Raw genomic sequence first — 20,697 nt, 5'->3', positions numbered from 1 at the left:
GGCGTTCAGCCGGTCACGGAGCGGGCATGAAACGGGTGTACGAGGGAGCCGCGCACCGCAGGACGGAGGGCGAAAGCATTGGTCGACGACGCCGGTACCGGCGACCCGCCGGACGGGCTGACCGCCGCGGAGATCGGCATGTGGCAGGCCTTCCGGAACGGCAGCGTCTACGACCTCCGATCGGGTGATCCCGCCGCCGACGATCCGCACGGCGGGCACCCCTGGGGCCCCGAGCGCAGCGTGCGGGCGCGCATCGTGTGCTGGCTGCTGCTCGACGGGCCGCCCGCCCTCGCGGGCCGGGTGTCGTCGCTGAAGCTGGCGGGCGTGCAGATCACCGATCCGCTCGACCTCGCGGGCGGCACGGTCGTCCCGTACACGGAGATGAAGCACTGCCGCTTCGAGAAGGAGGTCCTGCTCCCCGAGTCCCGCTTCGCGACGCTGCGGCTCGTCGACTGCTCCATCCCCCGCATCGAGGCCGCCAGGCTGCACACCGAGGGCGATCTGCACCTGCCGCGCTGCCGGGTGCACAACGGCATCCGCCTCACGGACGCGCACATCGGCACCGACCTGCTGCTCAACCAGGCGGTGGTCTACCGCGACCGGCGCGGCCAGTCCATCACCGGCGACGGCCTCACCGTCGGACAGGACCTGCAGGCCGAGATGATGGAGTCGCACGGCCAGCTGAGTCTGCGCGGCGCGAAGGTCGGCGTCTCGCTCAGCCTGCGCGGCAGCAGACTGATCAACCAGTACGGCAGGCAGGCACTCAACGCCCCGCAGATGACCGTCGAGCGCACCCTGTACCTGACCCCGGCGGCCGTCGGCAATCCGCCGCAGACCAGCGGCACGACACCGGCCCGCGGCACCCGCGTGCAGCACTTCGAGTGCGTGGGCGGCATCCGTCTCGACGACGGCCGCTTCGGCGACGCCATCGACTTCGCGCACGCCCGCTTCACGCTCCGGCAGGACCAGGAGATCTCGCTGCGCCGCGTCCAGACGCCCGAGCTCCGCTTCCTCGGCGAGGCGCCGCGGCGCGGCAAGGTCGTGCTGTCCGGCGCCAAGGTCGTCAACCTCATCGACAGGGCGACCAGCTGGCCCGGGCCGGGCGGCCTCCAGATGGGCGGATTCACGTACGAGAACCTCGTGCCGCAGGGCAGCTTCCCGCTCTCCCGGCGCCTGGACTGGGTGCTTGCCGCGACGGCCGAGTACAACCCCGAGCCGTACGAGAAGCTCGCCGCCGTCCTGCGCAACGGCGGCGAGGACGCCGACGCCCGCGAGGTCCTGCTCGCCAAGCAGCGCCGGCGCCGCGAGACCCTGCCGCTGGCCGCGAAGCTCTGGGGGTACGCGCAGGACTGGACCGTCGCCTACGGCTACCGGCCGGGCCGGGCCGCGGTCTGGATGGCCGTCCTGTGGGCGGTCAGCGCCGTGGCGTTCTCGCGCGCCGACCATCCGGCGATCAAGCCCGGCGAGCACCCGCAGTGGAACCCGGCGCTCTTCGCCCTCGACCTGCTGCTGCCCGTCATCAACCTCGGCCAGGACACCTACTGGCAGCTGCGCGGCGGCTGGCAGTGGTTCTCGACCGCGCTGATCCTGCTCGGCTGGGTCCTCGCCACCACGGTCGCGGCGGGCGCTACCCGGCTGCTGCGCCGCAACTGAGATCCGGTGCCGCTCACGGCGGACATCCGGCGGCCGACGGCCGAACCGTTATGCGCAGCCGGGCAACCATCGCCCTCCCCCGGCCGTCATCCCTGCGACCAACAAAAGAGCAACCACGACGGTGACCGGCGAGCCCGCGCGAGCGGCGCCGGTTGAGGCGCAAAGGAGGGCACGGGTGCTGCGTGCCTTCATCCGTACCGCCCGCATGCTCCGGCACACCCCGCGGCTCGCCGCCGGGCTGCCGCCGGACGACGAGGTGCTGCTCGACGTGCCCGACGAGCGGCTCGCCCCCGCCCTGGTCGCCGCCGGGCGCGGCGACTACGGCCCGGCCGCGAAGGTCCTCGCCACCACCCGCGAGGCCGCCGAGTGGGAGAACCGCGACCGCTACACCACGCGCCTCGCCGCCTTCGCCCGCTCCCGTCCCGAGTGGTTCGACGACTGGCTCGGCGCGTCCCCGCACGATCCGGACGCCCTGCTGGTCAAGGCCGAGCTCGCGGTCGTCCGCGGCTGGGAGTCACCGGCCCGCGCCGAGCTCCTGCGCGAGTCGGGCCCGCTGCTCACCGCCGCCGCCGAGGCCGACCCGCGGGACCCGGTGCCCTGGCGGATCGCCCTCGACCACGCCCGCGGCACGCACGCCCCGCACACCGTCTTCGAGAAACTGTGGGAGGAGGCGGTGCGCCGCTCCTCGTACCACTACGGCTGCCACGCCTCGGCCCTGCAGTACCTGTCCGCCGCCTGGTACGGCTCGCACCGCGAGTGCTTCGACTTCGCCGAGCGCGCCGCGGCCGACGCGCTGCCCGGCTCGCTGATACAGGTCCTCCCGGCGCGGGCCGCCTTCGCCTACCTGACCAGCCCCTCGGGGAATCTGCCGCGCGAGCGCCTGGACGCGGCCGCCGACCTCGCCATCGCCCTCTCGTACGAGTACGAGGCCGGCGACCCGTGGCCCGCCGAGGTCCGCAACCTCCTCACGTACGTCCTGGTCCGCCTGGAGCGCTGGAACGACGCCCTGGAGCAGCTGCGCCTGATCGGGCCGTACGCGACGTCGTTCCCCTGGGACCGGATGGCCGACGATCCGCTCGGCCAGTTCCTGGAGCTGCGGGACGGCGTACGCATCGAAGTGGCCTCGATGACGCCGCTGCGCGCTCCGCGCGAACGCGACCCCTCCGGCGAGCATTAGGCTTGCCGGTCGTGACCACCCGGCTTCCGCTCTTTCCGCTCAACTCGGTGCTGTTCCCCGGCCTCGTCGTGCCGCTGAACGTCTTCGAGGAGCGATATCGCGCCATGATGCGCGAACTGCTCAAGACCCCCGAGGAGGAGCAGCGTCTGTTCGCCGTCGTCGCGATCCGCGACGGCCTGGAGGTCGCGCCGAGCGCGCCCGGCCTCCCCGACCCGACGGCGCTGCCCGAGCACGGCCCCGCGGCGGGCTTCGGCGGCGACCCGCTCAAGGCCTTCCACGCCGTGGGCTGCGTGGCGAGCGCGGCGACGATCAGGGAGCGCGACGACGGCGGCTTCGAGGTCCTCGCCACCGGCACGACCCGCGTCCGCCTCCGCTCCGTCGACGCCTCGGGAGCCTTCCTCACCGCCGAGGTCGAGGAGCTGCCCGAGGAGCCGGGGGACGGCGCGGGCGCGCTGGCCGAGGGCGTCCTGCGGGCCTTCCGCTCCTACCAGAAGCGGCTGGCCGGGGCGCGGGAGGGCTCCCTGTCGACAGGGGCCGAACTGCCCGACGACCCGTCCGTCGTGTCGTACCTCGTCGCCGCGGCGGCCGTCCTGGACACCGCGACCAAGCAGCGGCTCCTGGAGGCGCCGGACACCGCGTCGCGGCTGCGCGACGAGCTGAAAACGCTTCGCTCCGAGACCGCGATCATCCGTAATCTGCCGTCGCTGCCCGCGACGGACCTGACGCGCGGGACGACCAGCCTCAACTGAGCCACGGAAGGCACGGACACCTTGGCGAAGAAACAGAAGAAGCAGCAGTCGGCGGGGACCCCGGCGACGGTGGCCCTCACCGCGGCGGGCACGGAGTTCACGGTCCACTCCTACGACCACGACCCCTCCCACCCCTCGTACGGCGAAGAGGCCGCCGAGGCCATGGGCGTCTCCCCCGACCGGGTCTTCAAGACGCTGGTCGCCGAGGTCGACGGGGAGCTCACCGTGGCCGTCGTGCCCGTCGCGGGCTCCCTCGACCTGAAGGCCCTGGCCGCCGCGGTCTCCGGCAAGCGGGCCGTGATGGCCGACCCGGCGGCCGCCGAGCGCACCACGGGCTATGTGCGGGGCGGCATCTCCCCGCTCGGCCAGCGCAAGAAGCTGCGCACGGTCCTGGACGACTCGGCGTCGGCGCACGCCACCGTCTGCGTCTCGGCGGGCCGCCGCGGCCTGGAGGTGGAGCTGGCGCCGGGCGACCTGGCGGAGCTCACCGGCGCGGTCCTCGCGCCCATCGGCCGGGCGTGAGACGGACGACGTGAAAGCGCCCTCGACACATGTCCCGGGCGGGACTAGTACCGAGGGCATGTCGAAGAAGACGCGCATGCGGAAGTGGCGGGCGAAGAAGCGCAAGGCCAACCACGGGAAGCGCCCCGCCTAGGGACGCGGGCCGCCTGGGGAGCGGTCCGGAAGGGACGTCCTCAGGAGCCCGAGCGCAGGCCCTCGGGGTAGTCGTCGTCCTGGGGGCCCTGGTAGGCCACCGGCGCGGGGTACGGCTCCGGGTCGCGCGGTCCGAAGAGCCCGGTGAGGCCGAGGTGCACGGCGAGCGCGGCCACCGGCCAGGCGAGGAGCGTGCCCTTGGCCTTGAGGTCGAGCGGCGCGTCGAAGACGACGCCCTTGCCGACGGACTTCGCGTGCGCCACGACGTCCTTCTCGGGACCGAGCCACACGCCGGCCTTCCACGCGATCAGCGCCCCGAACAGGCTGCCGAGCGCGAGCCCCACGACCAGCGGGATCCCGCCGCGCCTGCGCAGCAGGAAGACGACGGCACCGCTGACGAGGCCGAAGCCGAGCGAGAGCAGCGTAAACGTTCCGTCTACGCCCATCGCCTGCTCGCCCTCGGTGTCCTTGAGGTACACCGCCTTGCCGTCCGAGACGAGCGGCACCCGCGGCGCGAGCCACGTCCACAGCAGCGCGAGCAGGACTCCGCCGACGGCCACCACGACCATGGTCACCACGGCCGGCAGCACTTCGTCCTTCATCCCGGCGCCGGCTTCCCCGGCGCCGTGCGCAGACGTCGCTCCGGACGGCTGCGCGGCTGCCTGCCAGGACTCGTGCGGGGTGCGGTCGTGCGGCGGTTGGGAGGGTGTATGCGGTGCGGTCACCCCCACATCGTGCCAGCACTCCCTGTGCGGCGCGTCACCGGACGGCCGCCCGGCGGAAAGCCCACGTGGCCACGGCCAGGGAGACCACGCCGACGCCCGCGCAGACCGCGAGGTCCAGGGCGACGACGGCCCAGTCCGGATCCGGCCCGAACGTACGGGCGAAGGCCTCCACGCCGTACGTCGAGGGCAGCAGGTCACGCGCGTACTGCAGCAGCGTCGGCATGCGGTCGGCCGGGAGCACGCCGAGCAGCAGCGCCGCCGACATGCCCATCTGGCCGAGGAGCGTGGCCAGTTCGGGCCGTGGCGCGAGCAGTCCGAGGGCCGCGCCGAGCCCGGCGAGCGCGGCACCGGCCAGCGGGATCACCGCGAGGAGCACCCAGAGGTGGGTGAACGGCAGCCCGAAGAGCCCGCACCCGACGATCGCCGTGACGAAGGTGCCGGGCACCGTGAAGGAGGCGTACGCGGCCGCGGCCCCGAGGACCACGGCGGCGGGCGGCACGGGCAGCGTCGCGTAGTGGTCGAGCCCCCCGTCGGAGCGGAGCTGCCCGAAGTACTGCGCGAGCAGGTTGAGCGCGACGAACGCGACGACGAGCACGGCGGAGCCGGCGACGACGGCCCGCGCCTCACCGCCCCCGTCGACGACGCCGCGCATCAGGATCATGATGCCGACGGACTGGAAGGTCGCCACGAACAGCAGCGGTATGCGGGCGACCCTGGCCCGGGACAGCTGGGCGCGGTAGACCGCCGAGAGCGCGGGGAACAGCCGCGCCGGCGGCCCGAGGGGCGCGGGGCCTTCGGCCTCCCGCTCCGCACGGCCGCCGTCGGCCCGCACGGCGGCTTCCAAGGGAACCGCACTCACCGGACAACCCCTCCGTCTTCGTTCCTACAAGCGGCGGTGCGGGGACAGCCGCACCGAGTCGCGGAAAGAGTCACGCCTTGACCAACCCCTGTCCGCTGCCGCCCAGCGCGAGATAGACGTCCTCCAGGCTCGGCGTGGCCAGCGTGAAGTCGTCGAGCGCGGCGAACGCGGCGCCGCCGGTCACCGCGGCGACGGCGGCCCGCGCCGCGTCGGGCGCGAGGCGCAGGGTCCAGCGCCGCCCCGACTCGACGGCGAGGGAGCGCAGCGCGGCCACTTCGGGGACGCCGAGCGGCGGCCGCTCCCGCCACACCAGCTCCACCCTGACCTCGTCGGCGACCTTCTCCTTCAGCCCGGCCGGGCTGTCGCAGGCGATGACCTTGCCCTGGTCGAGGACGGCGACCCGGTCGAGGACGGTCTCGGCCTCGATCACGTTGTGCGTGACCAGCACGACCGTCGTCCCTCGCTCGGCGCGCCGCGAGTCGATCGCCGCCCAGACGGCGCGCCGCGCGACGGGGTCCATGCCGGTGGTCGGCTCGTCGAGGACGAGCAGCGGCCGCTCCCCCACCAGCGCGGTGGCGAAGCAGGCGAGCCTGCGCTGCCCGCCGGAGAGCTTCTTCAGCGGCCGCGAGGCCAGCGCGGTGAGTCCGAGCTCCGCGAGGACCGCGTCCCGCTCGGCCCGGGCCCGCGGCACGTCGAGGCCGCGCAGCCGCCCGGTCGTCTCGACGGCGAGCGACACGGTCAGCTCGTCGAGGGCGGTGGACTCCTGGCCCAGGTACGCGAGGAGGCGCGCGGCCCGCTCGGGGTGGCGCACGATGTCGTGGCCGAGGATGTCGACGCTCCCGCTGTCGGGCCGCATCAGGCCGGTCAGCTGGCGTACGAGGGTGGACTTGCCGGCGCCGTTGGGGCCGAGCAGGCCGAAGATCTCGCCGCGGCCGACCGTCAGACCGATGCCGTCGGTGGCGCGGACCTCGGGGGTCGCGGGCCTGCCGCGTCGGGCGCGGGCGGCGGGATAGGTCTTCACCAGGTCGCGCACCGCGCAGACGGCGTCGTTGCCGTGTTCCTGACGGAGTCCCTGTCGGACTGCCGGTGCCGGGCGCGTACTCACGAAGGACGAGCCTACGGGGTCCGCGGGCGCGGGCGACGCCCGGGGCGGCCCGTACGGCCCGTGTCAGTCACCTGCGCGGTCCCCCGCGGGCGCGTGCTCGGCGGCCGTCCGCACGTCGACCTCGCGCCAGAAACCCGCCCTGATCGCGTACCGGTCGTGCTCGTCGATCTGGTCGTCCTTGTGGGCGAGGAGGCCGAACCGCGCCGCGTAGCGGAGCAGCTCGCCGTCGATGCGGTGCGGGATGCGCGGGTACATCGTCGAGAGTTTCTGCAGGTTGTGCTGTTCCGGAAGGCGCGCCATCCAGCGCCGCGCGAACACCTGTCCCACCTCGTAGGGGTCGCCGCCGACGGTGGTGATGTCCTCCTCGCGGTCGGCCCAGCGCTGCTCGGCCGTGGTCAGCTGGGCGAGGGTCGGCAGGGCGGCGGCCTCGGTGCTCTCGGCCGCGCCGCCGGGCCGCTCGATCCAGCCCTTGTCGGAGGACCAGCGCAGCGTCGCGTTCGTGGGGTGCTGGGCGGGCTGCTGGATGCCGGGGGCGCGCAGGGCGGCGAGGTCCTTGGGGGTGGGGACGCCCTTGCCCGGGGGGACGCGGGCGTCGTCGGCCTGCCGGCCGTTCGCGGCGGGTTCGGCGTGCCGGGCGGGGGTCTCCTCCTCGGCGCGCTGCGCGGCGGCGGCGAGGGCGGACTCCGGGAGGGGCGCCGAGAGGATCGCGGCGATCTCGGGACGCGGCGCGGGCGGCGGCGCGCAGCTGCCGGTGAGCTCCTTGGGGCGGACGGCCTTGGTGATCCAGGCCCGGTCGAGCACGCGCCGCTCGTCGGCCTCGGCGACCAGGTCCTCTGACTGGTTGTAGTCGCCGTCGGCGGCCTGGACGGCCCACAGGTGGACGGCGACGCCGTGCTCCTTGGCGGCCATCATGCCGGGCAGCAGGTCGCCGTCGCCGGTGACGAGCACGACGTCGGAGCAGGCGCGGTTGCGGGCCAGTTCGGTCAGCTCGGCGTGCATGGCGGCGTCGACGCCCTTCTGGGCCCACCGTCCGTCGCTGCGGGTCAGGGCGCCGAGCCGGACCGTCACGCGGGGCATGACGCGCAGCCGCCGGTGCTCGGGCTGCGGGACCCGGTCGGGGGCGCCGTCGAACCAGTAGATGCGCAGCAGGGGGCGCTCGGTGTCCGCCTCCGCGCGCTCGCGAAGCCCCTGGATCAGGGCGGTGTGATCGACGGTGATCCGGGACCTGGAGGGCTCGCCCGCGAGGAGACTCGCGGCGGCACCCAGCAGATACCCGGCGTCCACCAGGACGATGCAGCGATCCACGCGGTCCACCCTCTTTCCCTGCCCGGAGGTCTCTGGACGTTCCCTCGAAGTCCCACGAAGACACCCTGTAAGGACAACGAATCAGGGGTGCGGGTCCGCGTCGGGTTCACCTTCGAGTCTGCCCGACCCGGCGGAGGTTAACGGCCGGAACTCGATCTTCGGCGTGGCGCATCCGCGGATCGCCCTCCCACAGGCCTTATTACGCACGGTAATTCTCCGAAATGCGCTCTTGGTTGCGGTATGTGAATCTGATCGCGTCCTGGCCCCCAGATCCCCTTCAGGAGGAAGATCACCATGGCCAAGAACAAGAATCGCAAGCAGGGCGGCGACCAGAACCGCGCCTCGCAGGCCGAGCAGGCGCAGGAGCAGGCCAAGACGGCCGCCACCGATGCCCAGTCGGCGATGCAGTCGCAGGCTCAGGGCAGCCCTGCCGATGTTGCCCGTAAACACCAGCGTCGCTTCGGCCACAACTGACACACATCCAGGCACACATGAGGGGCGCATCCGGTCTTCCGGGTGCGCCCCTCAGTCGTGGGTCGGCTCAGTCGTGGGTCGGCTCAGTCGTGGGTCGGCTCAGTCGTGGGTCGGCGGCCTCTCGGTCGCAGGCCGGGTCAGCCCGCCAGGCAGGACGGGCCGAGCAGCACCTTCAGGTCGCCGAAGAGCGCCGGGTCCGGCTTGACGCGGTGCCGGTCGAGCCGGAGCACGGTGGTCTTCTGCGCTCCCTGGAGCTTGATCCGCACCTCGCTGTTGCCCCGGTGGTGGCTGAGGACCTCGCCGAGGCGCTGGACCATGGGCGGGCTGACCTTGACGGTCGGGATGGTGATGATCACGGGCGCGTTGGTCCCGGCGTTCGACAGGTCGGGGACCTGGAGCTCCATCGCGACGAGCCGCGGCACGTCCTCGCGCTTGTCGAGGCGCCCCTTGACGAAGACCACCGCGTCCTCGACGAGTTGCGTCGACACCAGCTGGTACGTCGCGGGGAAGAACATGCACTCGATGGAGCCCGCGAGGTCCTCGACGGTGGCGATGGCCCAGGCGTTGCCCTGCTTGGTCATCTTGCGCTGCAGGCCCGAGATGATGCCGCCGATGGTGACGACAGACCCGTCGGAGAAGTCACCGCCGGTGAGCTGTCCGATGCCCGCGTCCGCCTTGTCGGAGAGGACGTGCTCCAAGCCGAAGAGCGGGTGGTCGGAGACGTACAGACCGAGCATCTCGCGCTCCTGGGCGAGGAGGTAGGTCTTCTCCCACTCGTCCTCGGAGAACTCCACGTCGAGCCCGAAGCCGGGCTCGTCGCCGCCGGACTCGTCGCCCATGCCTCCGAAGAGGTCGAACTGGCCCTCGGCCTCCTTCCGCTTCACCGCGACCACGTTGTCGATCATCGGCTCGTACTGCGCGGTGAGGCCCTTGCGGGTGTGGCCCATGGTGTCGAAGGCGCCCGCCTTGATGAGCGATTCCGTGGTGCGCTTGTTGCAGGCGGCGGCCTCGACCTTGTCCAGGTAGTCCGGGAAGGAGGTGAACTTCCCCTTCGCCTTGCGCGAGCGGATGATCGACTCCACCACGTTCGTACCGACGTTACGGACGGCCTCCAGGCCGAAGAGGATCACGTCGTCGCCCTGGGCGGCGAAGTTGTGCACGGACTCGTTCACGTTCGGCGGGAGGACCTTGATGCCCATGCGGCGGCACTCGTTCAGATAAACGGCCGACTTGTCCTTGTCGTCCTTCACCGAGGTGAGGAGCGCGGCCATGTACTCGGCCGGGTGGTTCGCCTTCAGGTAGGCGGTCCAGTAGGTGACGAGGCCGTACGCGGAGGAGTGCGCCTTGTTGAAGGCGTAGCCGGCGAAGGGGACCAGGACGTCCCACAGGGCCTGGATGGCCTCGTCCGAATAGCCGTTCTTCCGGGCGCCCGCCTGGAAGAGGACGAAGTTCTTCTCCAGCTCCTCGGGCTTCTTCTTGCCCATCACGCGGCGCAGGATGTCGGCTTCGCCGAGGCTGTAGCCCGCGACGATCTGGGCGGCCTTCTGCACCTGCTCCTGGTACACGATGAGGCCGTAGGTGAGGCCGAGCGTCTCCTTCAGGGGCTCTTCGAGCTCCGGGTGGATCGGCGTGATCTCCTGGCGGCCGTTCTTGCGCTCGGCGTAGTTCGTGTGCGAGTTCATGCCCATCGGGCCCGGCCGGTACAGGGCCGAGACGGCGGAAATGTCCTCGAAGTTGTCGGGCTGCATCTGGCGCAGCAGCGAGCGCATCGGGCCGCCGTCGAACTGGAAGACGCCGAGCGTGTCACCGCGGCAGAGCAGTTCGAAGGTCTTCGGGTCGTCGAGCGGGAGGGAGAGCATCTCCAGGTCGATGCCCTTGTTGGCCCGCACCATCTTGACGGCGTCGTCCATGATGGTGAGGTTGCGCAGGCCCAGGAAGTCCATCTTGAGCAGGCCGAGCGACTCGCACTGGGGGTAGTCCCACTGCGTGATGGTCACGCCGTCGGTGTGCCGGGTCCAGAGCGGGGCGTGGTCGACGATCGGCTCGCTGGACATGATCACGCCGGCCGCGTGCACACCCATCTGCCTAACCAGGCCCTCGACGCCCTTCGCGGTGTCGATGACCTTCTTCACGTCCGGCTCGTTCTCGTACATCCCCCGGATCTCGCCCGCCTCGCTGTAGCGCGGGTGCGAGGGGTTGGTGATGCCGTCGAGGTCGATGCCCTTGCCGAGGACGTCGGCGGGCATCGCCTTGGTGAGGCGGTCACCCATCGCGTACGGATATCCGAGCACGCGCGCGGAGTCCTTGATGGCGTTCTTCGCCTTGATCTTTCCGTACGTGCCGATCATGGCGACCTTGTCGGCGCCGTACTTCTCCGTCACGTACCTGATCACTTCGACGCGCCTGCGCTCGTCGAAGTCGATGTCGACATCGGGCATGGAGACGCGCTCGGGGTTGAGGAACCGCTCGAAGATCAGTCCGTGCGTGATCGGGTCGAGGTCGGTGATGCCCATGGCGTACGCGACGATCGAGCCGGCCGCGGAGCCTCGGCCGGGGCCGACCGCGATGCCGTTGTTCTTGGCCCACATGATGAAGTCGGCGACCACGAGGAAGTACCCGGGGAACCCCATCTGGATGATGATGTCCATCTCGTACTCGGCCTGCTTCTGCCGGTCCTCGGGGACACCGCCCGGATAGCGGCGCTCCATGCCGCGGCGGACCTCCTCCTGGAACCAGGTGACCTCGGTGAAGCCCTCCGGGATGTCGAACTTCGGCATCAGGTCGCGCTTCTCGAACATCCCCGTGGTATCGATCTGCTCGGCGACCAGGAGCGTGTTGCGGCAGCCCTCCTGCCAGGCGTCGGACGAGTCGATGGCGTACATCTCGTCGGTCGACTTCAGGTAGTAACCGGTGCCGTCGAAGCGGAAGCGGTCCGGGTCCGAGAGGTTCTTGCCGGTCTGGATGCAGAGCAGGGCGTCGTGGGCGGTCGACTCGTGCGCGTAGGTGTAGTGCGAGTCGTTCGTCACCAGGGGCGGGATGCCGAGCTTCTTGCCGATCTCGAGGAGGCCGTCGCGGACCCGGCGCTCGATCTCGATGCCGTGGTCCATCAGCTCCAGGAAGTACCGGTCCTTGCCGAAGATCTCCTGGTACTCCGCCGCCGACTTCAGCGCCTCGTCGAACTGGCCGAGCCGCAGTCGCGTCTGGAGCTCACCCGAGGGACACCCGGTGGAGGCGATCAGCCCCTCGGACCACTGGGAGATCGTCTCCTTGTCCATACGCGGCCACTTCTGGAGCCAGCCTTCCGCATAGGCGTCCGAGGAGAGCCGGAAGAGGTTGTGCAGACCGGTCTTGTTCGCCGCCCAGATCGTTTTGTGCGTGTAACCACCCGAACCGGACACGTCGTCGCGCTTCTGGTGGGGCTGGCCCCACTGGATCTTCCGCTTGTTCCTGCGCGACTCCGGCGCCACGTACGCCTCGATGCCGATGATCGGCGTCACGCCCGCCTTCTGCGCCGAGTGGAAGAAGTCGTACGCCCCGTGGAGGTTGCCGTGGTCGGACATCGCGATATGGGTCATGCCCATCTCGTTGCAGGCGTTGAACATGTCCTTCAGCCGCGCGGCACCGTCGAGCAGCGAGTACTGAGTGTGCACGTGCAGGTGCGTGAAGGGCGGCTTTGTCACGACGGGAGGCCTCCGGAGAACGCTGGGGAACAGGCTGCGGACAGTCTGGGGGGTCAGCGTGGAAGTCTAATCCGGGGCGCTGACAGTCGGCGGGCACTCGGGAGTACGGTCGAGCGTTGGAAGGGGCGGACCATCCGTCCCACGGGCGGACCGTCCGCCCCCCGGCGGGCCCGTCCGCCCCAGGGGCGGCCCATCCGCCCCCCATGTCACGCATCACCCTGTACCAGGAGGCACCCAGCGATGTCGGTCCCGCAGCCCAGCGCTGAGCAGCGCGGCGAGCAGATCCTCGCCGTCTTCGACACCGCGTTCGGCGAGCTGCTCGCCGCGGACCCCGCCGCGTTCCGGGTGAAGTTCCGGAAGATGGCCTCCTCCGCCTTCGCGTTCTACCGCGGCACGGCCTGCCTGTTCTACGCCGACCTGGAGCGCGAGCAGCACGGCGGGCCCTATCTGGACGACCGCACGGGCCGGGTGTGGATCCACGGCGACCTGCACGCGGAGAACTTCGGCACGTACATGGACTCCCAGGGCCGCCTGATCTTCAACGTGAACGACTTCGACGAGGCGTACGTCGGCCCCTTCACCTGGGACCTCAAGCGCTTCGCCGCCTCCGTCGCCCTGATCGGGTACACGAAGGCGCTCAGCGACGAGCAGATCACCGACCTCGTGCGGACCTACGCCGCGGCGTACCGCGAGCGCATCCACGACCTCGCGACGGGCGCCAAGAGCGACGAGGTGCCGCCCTTCACGCTGGACACCGCCCAGGGCGCCCTCCTGGACGCGCTGCGCGACGCCCGCTCCCTGACCCGCTTCGGGCTGCTCGACTCGATGACGGAGATCCGCGACTTCGAGCGCCGCTTCGCGCCGGGCGGCGGCTCCATCGAGCTCGACGCGGCCACACGCTACAAGGTCCTCGCCGCGTTCGACGGCTATCTGGAGACCCTCCCGGAGTCCTCCCTCACCCGCCCCGACTCGTACCGCGTGAAGGACGTCGTCGGCCGCCGCGGCATCGGCATAGGCTCCGCCGGCCTGCCCTCGTACAACATCCTCCTGGAGGGCAACAGCGACGCCCTGGAGAACGACGTCGTGATCTACCTCAAGCAGGCCCAGACCCCCGCGGTCTCCCGCCACATCACGGACCCCACGGTCCGCGACTACTTCCAGCACGAGGGGCACCGCACCGTCATCTCGCAGCGCGCCCTCCAGGCGCACGCCGACCCATGGCTCGGCTGGACCGAGCTGGACGGCGCGGGACAGCTCGTCGCCGAGGTCTCGCCGTACGCCGTGGACCTGGACTGGTCGGACATCGACGACCTGGAGGAGATCTCCGCGGTCGTCGCCGACCTGGGCCGCGCCACCGCCACGATGCACGCCGCGGCGGACGACGAGAGCGGGCACTCGGACCTGGTGCCGTTCTCCACGGAGCGCGCCATCGACGCCGCCATCGCGGCCGACGAGGACGGCTTCGCGGACCTGCTCGTGGACTTCGCGCACAGCTACGGCGCACGCGCGCGTGCGGACCACCAGATCTTCGTCGACCTGTTCCGCAACGGCCGCATTCCGGGCCTGTAGGCGCACGGAGGCCCGAGGGGCTCATAGGCACCCTTTATGGGCCTCCCACAGGAACACATGGCACACTCCTCCGCGATGGACATATCCGGGACCCAGCTCAGAGCCGTGCGCGCGGCGCTGTTCACGGCATTCGTCGTGACGCTCTCCGCCGCGTCGCACGTGCTGCTGTCCCGTGTCCCCCTGCCGCTGACCACCGTCGCGGCGATCGCCGCCCCCGTCTTCCTCATCGCGTACGCGATGGCGGGGCGCGAGCGGGGATACGGGCGGATCGCGACCCTGCTGATCCCTCTCGAACTGGCCGCCGACACGGTGTTCACCGCGGGCCAGCACGTCTGTTACGGCGAGGCGGGCGGTCCCGTCGCGGGTCCGCTGCGCTCCGTCGGCTTCGACGTGCTGTGCGGCGGGGCGCCCGTGGGATCGCCCCTGGCCCGGATGACGGCGGACGGGCACGGCGCCGCCGTGCTGCTGGCCGACGTGGACCCGGCCGCCGCCTGGCTGCTGCTCGGTGCGCACGTCGGCGTGGGCCTCCTCGCGGCGGCCTGGCTGCGGCGCGGCGAGCGGGCGCTGGCCCAGCTGCTCCGCGCGGTCGCCGCCGCGACCTTCCGGCCCCTGCTGATCGCGGTCGCCGCGGTCACCACCTTCCGGACGCCCGTACGCCGCGCCCCGCGCCCCGCGCGCCGGGTGCGGGCGGCGCGCACGCGGCTGCTCGTGCACTTCGTGGGGCGGCGTGGACCGCCGTGCTCGGCCGTCTTCGCCTGAGCACAGCACCCCCACGCAGTTCACCCACACGGAGAAAAAGATCATGAGCAAGCGCAACAGCCAGGCCGCCAAGTCCGCCGCCCGCGAGCGGATCCGCGCCCAGCAGGAAGCCGAGCGCAAGCGGGAGAAGCGGAAGCGTGCCGTCATCGTCGGCGTCTCGATCGTCGGCGTCCTCGCGATCGCGGGCGGCGTCGGCTACGCCGTCATGCAGTCCAACAAGCCCGGTTACTGGGAAGAGGCCAAGGACAAGAAGGTCGTCAAGCCCGCGAACACCTCGGGCGAGGACGGCACCACGGTCACGATCGGCAAGTCCGACACGAAGAACACGGTCCACCTGTACGAGGACCCGCGCTGCCCCGGCTGCGCCGCCATGGAGCAGTCCATCGGCTCGGCGATCGACAAGGGCATGAAGGACGGCGACTACAAGCTGAACTTCACCATCGGGACGTTCCTCGACAACAACCTCTCGGGCGAAGGGTCGAAGAACGCCCTCAGCGCGCTCGGCGCCGCGCTGAACGTCAGCCCCGAGGCGTTCCTGGAGTACAAGACCGCCCTGTTCTCGACCAAGTACCACCCGACGGAGTCCACCGACGAGTTCGCGAAGGACGAGTACCTCATCAAGGTGGCGAACACCGTGGACGCCCTCAAGGACAACAAGAAGTTCAAGAGCGCCGTCGAGAAGGGGACCTTCGACCCCTGGGCCCTCAAGATGAGCGACTCCTTCCAGTCGGCCGAGGGCGTGCAGTCCACCCCGACCATCAAGATCAACGGCAAGGTGGTCGAGACGCCGAAGACCCCCGACGCCTGGAAGGCCGCCCTGAAGAAGGCGGGCGTCACGAAGTAGTCGGCTGAACAGTACTCAAGAGGGGGGCGAACTTGACGAGTTCGCCTCCCTCTCGCGGTTACCGATCAGTATCGTGATCGTCCGTGACCAGTCGAAACGATCTTCATTCGCCGCTCAACTCCCCGGCGTCCAGCACCCCTGCGCCCCACTCCTCCGCCCCGAGCCGCCGTACCGTCGTCAAGGTGGCGGCCGCCGGCGCCGCGCTCGCCGCGCCGCTCGCCTCCATACCCGCGCACGCCGCCGAAAGACCCGCCTTCCACCACGGAGTGGCCTCCGGGGACCCGTTGCCCGACGGCGTCCTGCTCTGGACCCGCGTGACCCCCACGCCGGACGCCGTACCGGGGTCCGGCAAAGGCCCCGACACAGAAGTGGTGTGGGAGGTCGCGGAGGACAAGGGGTTCACCCAGGTCGTGGCGCACGGCAGCACCACCGCGCGGGTCGCGGCCGACCACACGGTCAAGGCCGATGTAAGGGGCCTGCGCCAGGCGACCACGTATTACTTCCGCTTCTCCGTAGGAGACGTCCGCTCCGCCGTGGGGCGTACCCGCACCACCCCCGCGCACGACGCCTCCGCGCACGGCGTCCGCTTCGGTGTGGTGTCCTGCGCCAACTGGGAGGCGGGCCACTTCTCCGCCTACCGCCACCTCGCGGCCCGCACCGACCTCGACGCGGTCCTCCACCTCGGGGACTACATATACGAGTACAAGAGCGGCGAGTACCCGGCCCCCGAGCACGTCGTCCGACCGCACGAGCCGAGGCACGAGATCCAGACGCTCGCCGACTACCGCACCCGGCACGGCGTCCACAAGACCGACCCCGACGCGCAGGCGATGCACGCGGCGCACCCCGTCATCGCGATCTGGGACGACCACGAGTTCGCCGACAACGCCTGGTCGGGCGGGGCCGTGAACCACTCCCCGGAGACCGAGGGCGGCTGGGCGGGACGCATGGCCGCGGCCAAGCAGGCCTACTTCGAGTGGATGCCCGTGCGCCCCTCCACCGAAGGCACCGTCTACCGCCACGTCCGCTTCGGGAAGCTCGCGGATCTGCACCTGCTCGACCTGCGGTCCTTCCGCTCCGAGCAGGCGGGCTTCGGCAGCGGCGCGGTCGACGACCCGGACCGCACGCTCACCGGCCGCGCCCAGCTCGACTGGCTCAAGTCGGGCCTGGCGTCCTCGGAGGCGGCCTGGAAACTGGTCGGGACCTCGGTGATGATCTCGCCGGTCGCCTTCGGCTCGTTGCCCGCCCATCTCCTGGAGCCGCTGGCGGAGCTGCTCGGCCTCCCCAAGGAGGGCCTGGCCATCAACGCCGACCAGTGGGACGGCTACACGGACGACCGCAAGGAGCTCATCGCCCACCTGCGCGACCGGAACATCCGGAACACCGTCTTCCTGACCGGCGACATCCACATGGCCTGGGCGAACGACGTACCGGTCAAGGCGGCCACGTACCCGCTCTCACCGTCCGCCGCCACGGAGTTCGTGGTCACCTCGGTGAGCTCCGACAACATCGACGACATGCTGGGCGTCGCCCCGCACACCGTCTCCCTCGTGGCCGCGGGCGCGCTCAAGGCCGCCAACCGCCATGTGAAGTGGCTGGACATGGACTCGCACGGCTACGGAGTCCTCGACGTCACCGCCGAGCGTTCGCAGATGGACTACTACGTCGTCTCGGACCGGACCGACCCCGGGGCGACCTCGTCCTGGGCCCGTTCGTACCGCACGCGCAGCGGCACGCAGAAGGTGGAGCGGGTGCACGCCCCCGTCCGCTGAACCGAGCGGCCACGGACTAGAGCGTCTCCAGGAAGCCCAGCGCCGTGCGCCACGTCGCCTCCGCGGCCTCGGCGTCGTAGTCGTCGAGGTCCGGGTCGGTGTAGAGGTGCCCCGCGCCCGCGTAGCGGTAGATCTCCACATCGGCCCCGGCCCGGCCCATCCTGAGATACCAGGCGCTCAGCCAGTCGTCGGACTCGAACGGGTCGGGCTCGGCGACGTGCAGCTGCACGGGCAGCTCGTCCACGGACGCGTTCTCCGCGAGGTCGGAGGTGCCGTGCAGGAGCAGCAGGCCGCGCGCCTTCTCGTCGCCGAGGGCGAGGGTCTGCGCGGTCGCGGCGCCGAGCGAGAACCCCGCGTACACGAGCCCGCGCTCGGAGTAGGGCGCGGCGGCGAGGATCGCCCGCTTCAGGATCTCGTCCTTGCCGAGCTCGTTCTGAAAGGCCCTGCCTTCCTCGACGTCGTCGAAGACGCGGCCCTCGAAGAGGTCGGGGGTCCACACCTCGTGTCCGGCGCCGCGCAGCCGGTCGGCCGCCGCGTGCACCGCCGGCCGCAGGCCGTACGTCGAATGGAAAAGCACGATGTTCATGGAGCCATCGTGCCATCCGCCAGGGCCCCCTCCCCTCCGAGGCACCCCATGCCCCTACTCTCGGAGGCATGGAGAACGTACTGCGTCCGTTGATCGTGATCGGCGGCTCGGTCGTGCTCACAGTGCTGGTCGGCTGGCTGGTCGACTTCGCTATGCGCCGGGCCGACGAACGGCATCACGAGACCCCGCTGTGGGGTCTGCTGCGCCGCTGCCGCGTCCCCTTCCACGTCGTCCTGTGCGCCGCCCTGCTGAGAGGCACCTACGGCCATGCCGAGCTCGCCAAGGACCACTCGGCGGCCATCGGGCGGATCCTGTCCCTCGTGCTCATCGGCTCCACGGCCTGGCTGGTCGTGCGGATCGCCGCGGCGATAGTGGAGTCCACGTACGCGCGCTACGCCGCGGTCCACCGCGACCCGGCCCGGGTCCGCAGGGTCCGTACGCAGGTGACGCTCATCCAGCGGGTGGTCACCGCGATCGTCGCCGTGGTGGCGACCGCCGCGATGCTCCTGACCTTCCCCGCCATGCAGGCCGCGGGCACCTCCCTGCTGGCCTCCGCCGGCATCCTCGGCATCGTCGCCGGTGTCGCCGCCCAGTCCACCCTCGGCAACCTCTTCGCGGGCCTGCAGATCGCCTTCGGCGACATGGTGCGCATCGGGGACACCGTCGTGGTGGAGGGCGAGTGGGGCACCGTGGAGGAGATCACCCTGACGTTCCTCGCGGTGCGCACCTGGGACGAGCGCCGGATCACCATGCCCGTGTCGTACTTCACCTCGCGGCCCTTCGAGAACTGGTCGCGGGGCGGCGCGCAGATGACCGGCACGGTCTTCTTCCACCTGGACCACTCGGCGCCGGTCCACAAGATGCGCGCGAAGCTCCAGGACATCCTGCGGGACTGCGCGGCGTGGGACGGCCGGGACTGGGGGCTCGCCGTCACGGACACGACGCCGAGCACCATGCAGGTCCGCGCCCTGGTCACCGCGAAGGACGCGGACGACATCTGGACCGTGCGGGTCATGGTGCGCGAACAGCTCATCCAGTGGCTGACCGAGCACCATCCGTACGCGCTGCCGCGGATCAACACGGCCCCCGCGGAGCCGACCCCGAACGGCCACCGCCCGCTCCACCTCGCACCGAAGTCCCCGCGCACCGGCCGCGGCTGAACCGGAGCACAGGTCGTCAGCGCAGGCTGCGTACGTCGAGGTGGTGCAGGACCCGGTCGACGACCTCCGGGTCGGCTCCGGCCTCGCTGCGCGCGGCGAGCACTTCGTGGCGGGCGGCCGACATCATCTCGCGCTGGATGCGCTGGACGGCCTTCAGCCGGTCGACGCGCTTGGCGTACCGCTCGCGCCGCTCGTCGTCGAGCAGGTCGGGGCTGATCCTGGTGCCGATGTCGAGGGCGCCCCGCTGGAGCCGCTCGCTGACGTCGTCGGGGAGCTCCTCGACCTCCTGGATCTCCTTGAGGCGGCGCTTGGCGGCCTTGGCGGCGCGGAGCGCGAGCGTGCGCTCCAGCTCGCGCTCCGCGTCGGCGTCGGCGCGCACCCCGAGCTTCCGCACCAGCCAGGGCAGGGTGAGCCCCTGGACGACGAGGGTCGCCATGATGACGCAGAAGGCGAGGAAGATGATCTCGTCGCGGGCGGGGAACGGGCTCCCGTCGTCCGTCTTGAGCGGAATGGCGAGCGCCAGCGCGACGGACGCCACGCCCCGCATCCCCGACCACCACATGACGACGGTCTCCCGCCACGTGGTCGGGATCTCCTCGTCGACGTCGCGCCGCTTGTGCAGCCGCTTGGCCAGCCAGGTCGCGGGCAGCAGCCACAGCAGTCGTACGCCGACGACGACCGCGACGACCGCCGCGCCCCAGCCGAACATGTGCCACTCGCGGTCGTTCGCGATGCCGAAGACGTTGTGCAGTTCGAGTCCGATGAGCCCGAAGGCGATGCCGGTGACCAGGGTGTCGACGATCTGCCAGAAGGTCTGCCCGGTGATGCGTCCGAGCACGTCGTCGGCGTCGACGGCGTTCTCGGCGAGGTAGAGCGCGGTGGTGAGGACGGCGAGCACGCCGGAGCCGAGCAGCTCCTCGGCGAGGACGTAGCTGACGAACGGCACGAGGAGCGTCAGGCCGGTCTGCAGGGTGGCGTCACCGAGCAGCCCCATGAGCTTGTTGGTGAGCCAGCCGAGCACGAGGCCGACGGCGATGGCGACCACGGCCGAGAGCACCAGGAGCCCCACGGCGGAGGGCCAGGAGAAGGTGCCGCTCACCGCCGCCGCGATCGCCACGTGGTAGAGCACGATCGCCGTGACGTCGTTGAAGAGCCCCTCGCCCTCCAGGATCGACACGAGCCTGCGCGGCAGCCCGAGCGACCCGGCGACCGCGGTCGCGGCCACGGGGTCGGGCGGCGCGACGAGCGCCCCGAGCGCCACGGCCGCCGCGATCGGCAGCCCCGGCACGATGGAGTTGGCCATCGCGGCGACGGCCGCCGTCGTCACGAACACGAGCGCCACGGCGAGCAGGAAGATCGGCCGGATGTTGGCCGTGAACTGCCGCCAGGACGTGCGCTGCACGGAGGCGTAGAGCAGCGGCGGGAGCACCAGCGGAAGGATGTAGTCCGGCGGGATCTCGACATTGGGCACGAACGGCAGCAGGGCCATGCCGATCCCCACCAGCGTCATGAGAACGGGCGCCGGCAGCCCGAGCCGGTCCCCGAGGGGCACGGTGAGCACAGCACCGAGCAGCAAGATGAGCACCAGTGCCAGTTGATCCACGGGTGTGCCCTCCGGCGGTCGAG

17 protein-coding genes are annotated in these 20,697 nt (G+C 71.2%); 10 read left to right on the top strand and 7 right to left on the bottom strand.

Annotation, left to right across the window (positions count from 1 at the left end; genetic code table 11):
• Window positions 1–138: 138 nt before the first annotated feature.
• From ACH4D5_RS26825 to ybaK, 4 genes are all read left to right on the top strand, one after another.
• Entirely contained in the window at window positions 139–1,653 is a 1,515-nt protein-coding gene (locus tag ACH4D5_RS26825) for an oxidoreductase (protein WP_398307801.1), read from the top strand.
• Between the two features lie 205 nt (window positions 1,654–1,858).
• Entirely contained in the window at window positions 1,859–2,830 is a 972-nt protein-coding gene (locus ACH4D5_RS26820) for a hypothetical protein (protein ID WP_398307799.1), read from the top strand.
• 2 nt (window positions 2,831–2,832) lie between these two features.
• Window positions 2,833–3,579, top strand: a complete 747-nt coding sequence (locus ACH4D5_RS26815) for an LON peptidase substrate-binding domain-containing protein (protein ID WP_398307254.1) — start codon at window positions 2,833–2,835, stop codon at window positions 3,577–3,579.
• A 21-nt stretch (window positions 3,580–3,600) separates the two neighbouring features.
• Window positions 3,601–4,101 (top strand): Cys-tRNA(Pro) deacylase, encoded by a 501-nt coding sequence (ybaK, locus tag ACH4D5_RS26810; protein WP_398307252.1) that lies wholly within the window; start codon window positions 3,601–3,603, stop codon window positions 4,099–4,101.
• A gap of 173 nt (window positions 4,102–4,274) precedes the next feature.
• On the opposite strand, the gene ACH4D5_RS26805 is transcribed toward ybaK, so the two are convergent.
• The 4 genes from ACH4D5_RS26805 to ACH4D5_RS26790 form a co-directional block, all read right to left on the bottom strand.
• Entirely contained in the window at window positions 4,275–4,958 is a 684-nt protein-coding gene (locus ACH4D5_RS26805; RefSeq protein WP_398307250.1) for a DUF2567 domain-containing protein, read from the bottom strand.
• Window positions 4,959–4,992: 34 nt separating this feature from the next.
• Window positions 4,993–5,817: an ABC transporter permease gene (locus ACH4D5_RS26800; protein WP_398307248.1), complete on the bottom strand. Its 825-nt coding sequence runs from the start codon at window positions 5,815–5,817 to the stop codon at window positions 4,993–4,995.
• 70 nt (window positions 5,818–5,887) lie between these two features.
• A complete protein-coding gene (locus tag ACH4D5_RS26795; RefSeq protein ID WP_398307246.1) occupies window positions 5,888–6,922 on the bottom strand; it encodes an ABC transporter ATP-binding protein in 1,035 nt (344 codons plus the stop codon).
• A gap of 63 nt (window positions 6,923–6,985) precedes the next feature.
• Window positions 6,986–8,227 carry an NYN domain-containing protein gene (locus tag ACH4D5_RS26790; protein ID WP_398307244.1) on the bottom strand — a complete coding sequence of 414 codons (1,242 nt, stop codon included), beginning with the start codon at window positions 8,225–8,227 and terminating at the stop codon, window positions 6,986–6,988.
• Window positions 8,228–8,521: 294 nt separating this feature from the next.
• Between ACH4D5_RS26790 and ACH4D5_RS26785 the strand changes: the two genes are divergently transcribed.
• Window positions 8,522–8,701, top strand: coding sequence for a hypothetical protein (locus tag ACH4D5_RS26785; protein WP_398307242.1), 180 nt, complete (start codon window positions 8,522–8,524; stop codon window positions 8,699–8,701).
• 137 nt (window positions 8,702–8,838) lie between these two features.
• Here ACH4D5_RS26785 and dnaE read toward each other — a convergent pair whose 3' ends face one another.
• Window positions 8,839–12,381, bottom strand: coding sequence for a DNA polymerase III subunit alpha (gene dnaE / locus ACH4D5_RS26780; protein WP_398307240.1), 3,543 nt, complete (start codon window positions 12,379–12,381; stop codon window positions 8,839–8,841).
• A 240-nt stretch (window positions 12,382–12,621) separates the two neighbouring features.
• On the opposite strand from dnaE, the gene ACH4D5_RS26775 reads away from it, so the two are divergent.
• From ACH4D5_RS26775 to ACH4D5_RS26760, 4 genes are all read left to right on the top strand, one after another.
• A complete protein-coding gene (locus tag ACH4D5_RS26775) occupies window positions 12,622–13,950 on the top strand; it encodes a DUF2252 domain-containing protein (RefSeq protein ID WP_398307238.1) in 1,329 nt (442 codons plus the stop codon).
• A gap of 75 nt (window positions 13,951–14,025) precedes the next feature.
• Complete coding sequence (locus tag ACH4D5_RS26770) at window positions 14,026–14,709, top strand: hypothetical protein (RefSeq protein ID WP_398307797.1); 684 nt, start codon at window positions 14,026–14,028, stop codon at window positions 14,707–14,709.
• Between the two features lie 43 nt (window positions 14,710–14,752).
• Window positions 14,753–15,553, top strand: a complete 801-nt coding sequence (locus ACH4D5_RS26765) for a DsbA family protein (RefSeq protein WP_398307236.1) — start codon at window positions 14,753–14,755, stop codon at window positions 15,551–15,553.
• Between the two features lie 83 nt (window positions 15,554–15,636).
• On the top strand, window positions 15,637–17,325 hold the full coding sequence (locus ACH4D5_RS26760) for an alkaline phosphatase D family protein (protein ID WP_398307234.1): 1,689 nt from the start codon (window positions 15,637–15,639) through the stop codon (window positions 17,323–17,325).
• 16 nt (window positions 17,326–17,341) lie between these two features.
• Here ACH4D5_RS26760 and ACH4D5_RS26755 read toward each other — a convergent pair whose 3' ends face one another.
• Window positions 17,342–17,911: a dienelactone hydrolase family protein gene (locus ACH4D5_RS26755; protein WP_398307232.1), complete on the bottom strand. Its 570-nt coding sequence runs from the start codon at window positions 17,909–17,911 to the stop codon at window positions 17,342–17,344.
• A gap of 68 nt (window positions 17,912–17,979) precedes the next feature.
• Here ACH4D5_RS26755 and ACH4D5_RS26750 point away from each other — a divergent pair, with 68 nt between their 5' ends.
• Window positions 17,980–19,071 carry a mechanosensitive ion channel family protein gene (locus tag ACH4D5_RS26750; protein ID WP_398307230.1) on the top strand — a complete coding sequence of 364 codons (1,092 nt, stop codon included), beginning with the start codon at window positions 17,980–17,982 and terminating at the stop codon, window positions 19,069–19,071.
• Between the two features lie 16 nt (window positions 19,072–19,087).
• Here ACH4D5_RS26750 and ACH4D5_RS26745 read toward each other — a convergent pair whose 3' ends face one another.
• Window positions 19,088–20,674: a Na+/H+ antiporter gene (locus ACH4D5_RS26745; RefSeq protein WP_398307228.1), complete on the bottom strand. Its 1,587-nt coding sequence runs from the start codon at window positions 20,672–20,674 to the stop codon at window positions 19,088–19,090.
• Between the last annotated feature and the right edge of the window lie 23 nt (window positions 20,675–20,697).

The organism is Streptomyces sp. NPDC018029, assembly GCF_044327655.1.
Taxonomy (GTDB): Bacteria; Actinomycetota; Actinomycetes; order Streptomycetales; family Streptomycetaceae; genus Streptomyces.
The sequence above is the reverse complement of the archived record's forward strand: the minus strand, read 5'-3'. Positions and strand labels throughout refer to the sequence as shown.

Excerpts from the sequence above, each read along its gene's own strand:
- ACH4D5_RS26750 (WP_398307230.1), top strand. The coding sequence starts at position 17,980 with ATGGAGAACGTACTGCGTCCGTTGATCGTGATCGGCGGCTCGGTCGTG.
- ACH4D5_RS26765 (WP_398307236.1), top strand. The coding sequence starts at position 14,753 with ATGAGCAAGCGCAACAGCCAGGCCGCCAAGTCCGCCGCCCGCGAGCGG.
- ACH4D5_RS26755 (WP_398307232.1), bottom strand. The coding sequence starts at position 17,911 with ATGAACATCGTGCTTTTCCATTCGACGTACGGCCTGCGGCCGGCGGTG.
- ACH4D5_RS26820 (WP_398307799.1), top strand. The coding sequence starts at position 1,859 with ATGCTCCGGCACACCCCGCGGCTCGCCGCCGGGCTGCCGCCGGACGAC.
- ACH4D5_RS26770 (WP_398307797.1), top strand. The coding sequence starts at position 14,026 with ATGGACATATCCGGGACCCAGCTCAGAGCCGTGCGCGCGGCGCTGTTC.
- ACH4D5_RS26785 (WP_398307242.1), top strand. The coding sequence starts at position 8,522 with ATGGCCAAGAACAAGAATCGCAAGCAGGGCGGCGACCAGAACCGCGCC.
- ACH4D5_RS26775 (WP_398307238.1), top strand. The coding sequence starts at position 12,622 with ATGTCGGTCCCGCAGCCCAGCGCTGAGCAGCGCGGCGAGCAGATCCTC.
- ACH4D5_RS26825 (WP_398307801.1), top strand. The coding sequence starts at position 139 with ATGTGGCAGGCCTTCCGGAACGGCAGCGTCTACGACCTCCGATCGGGT.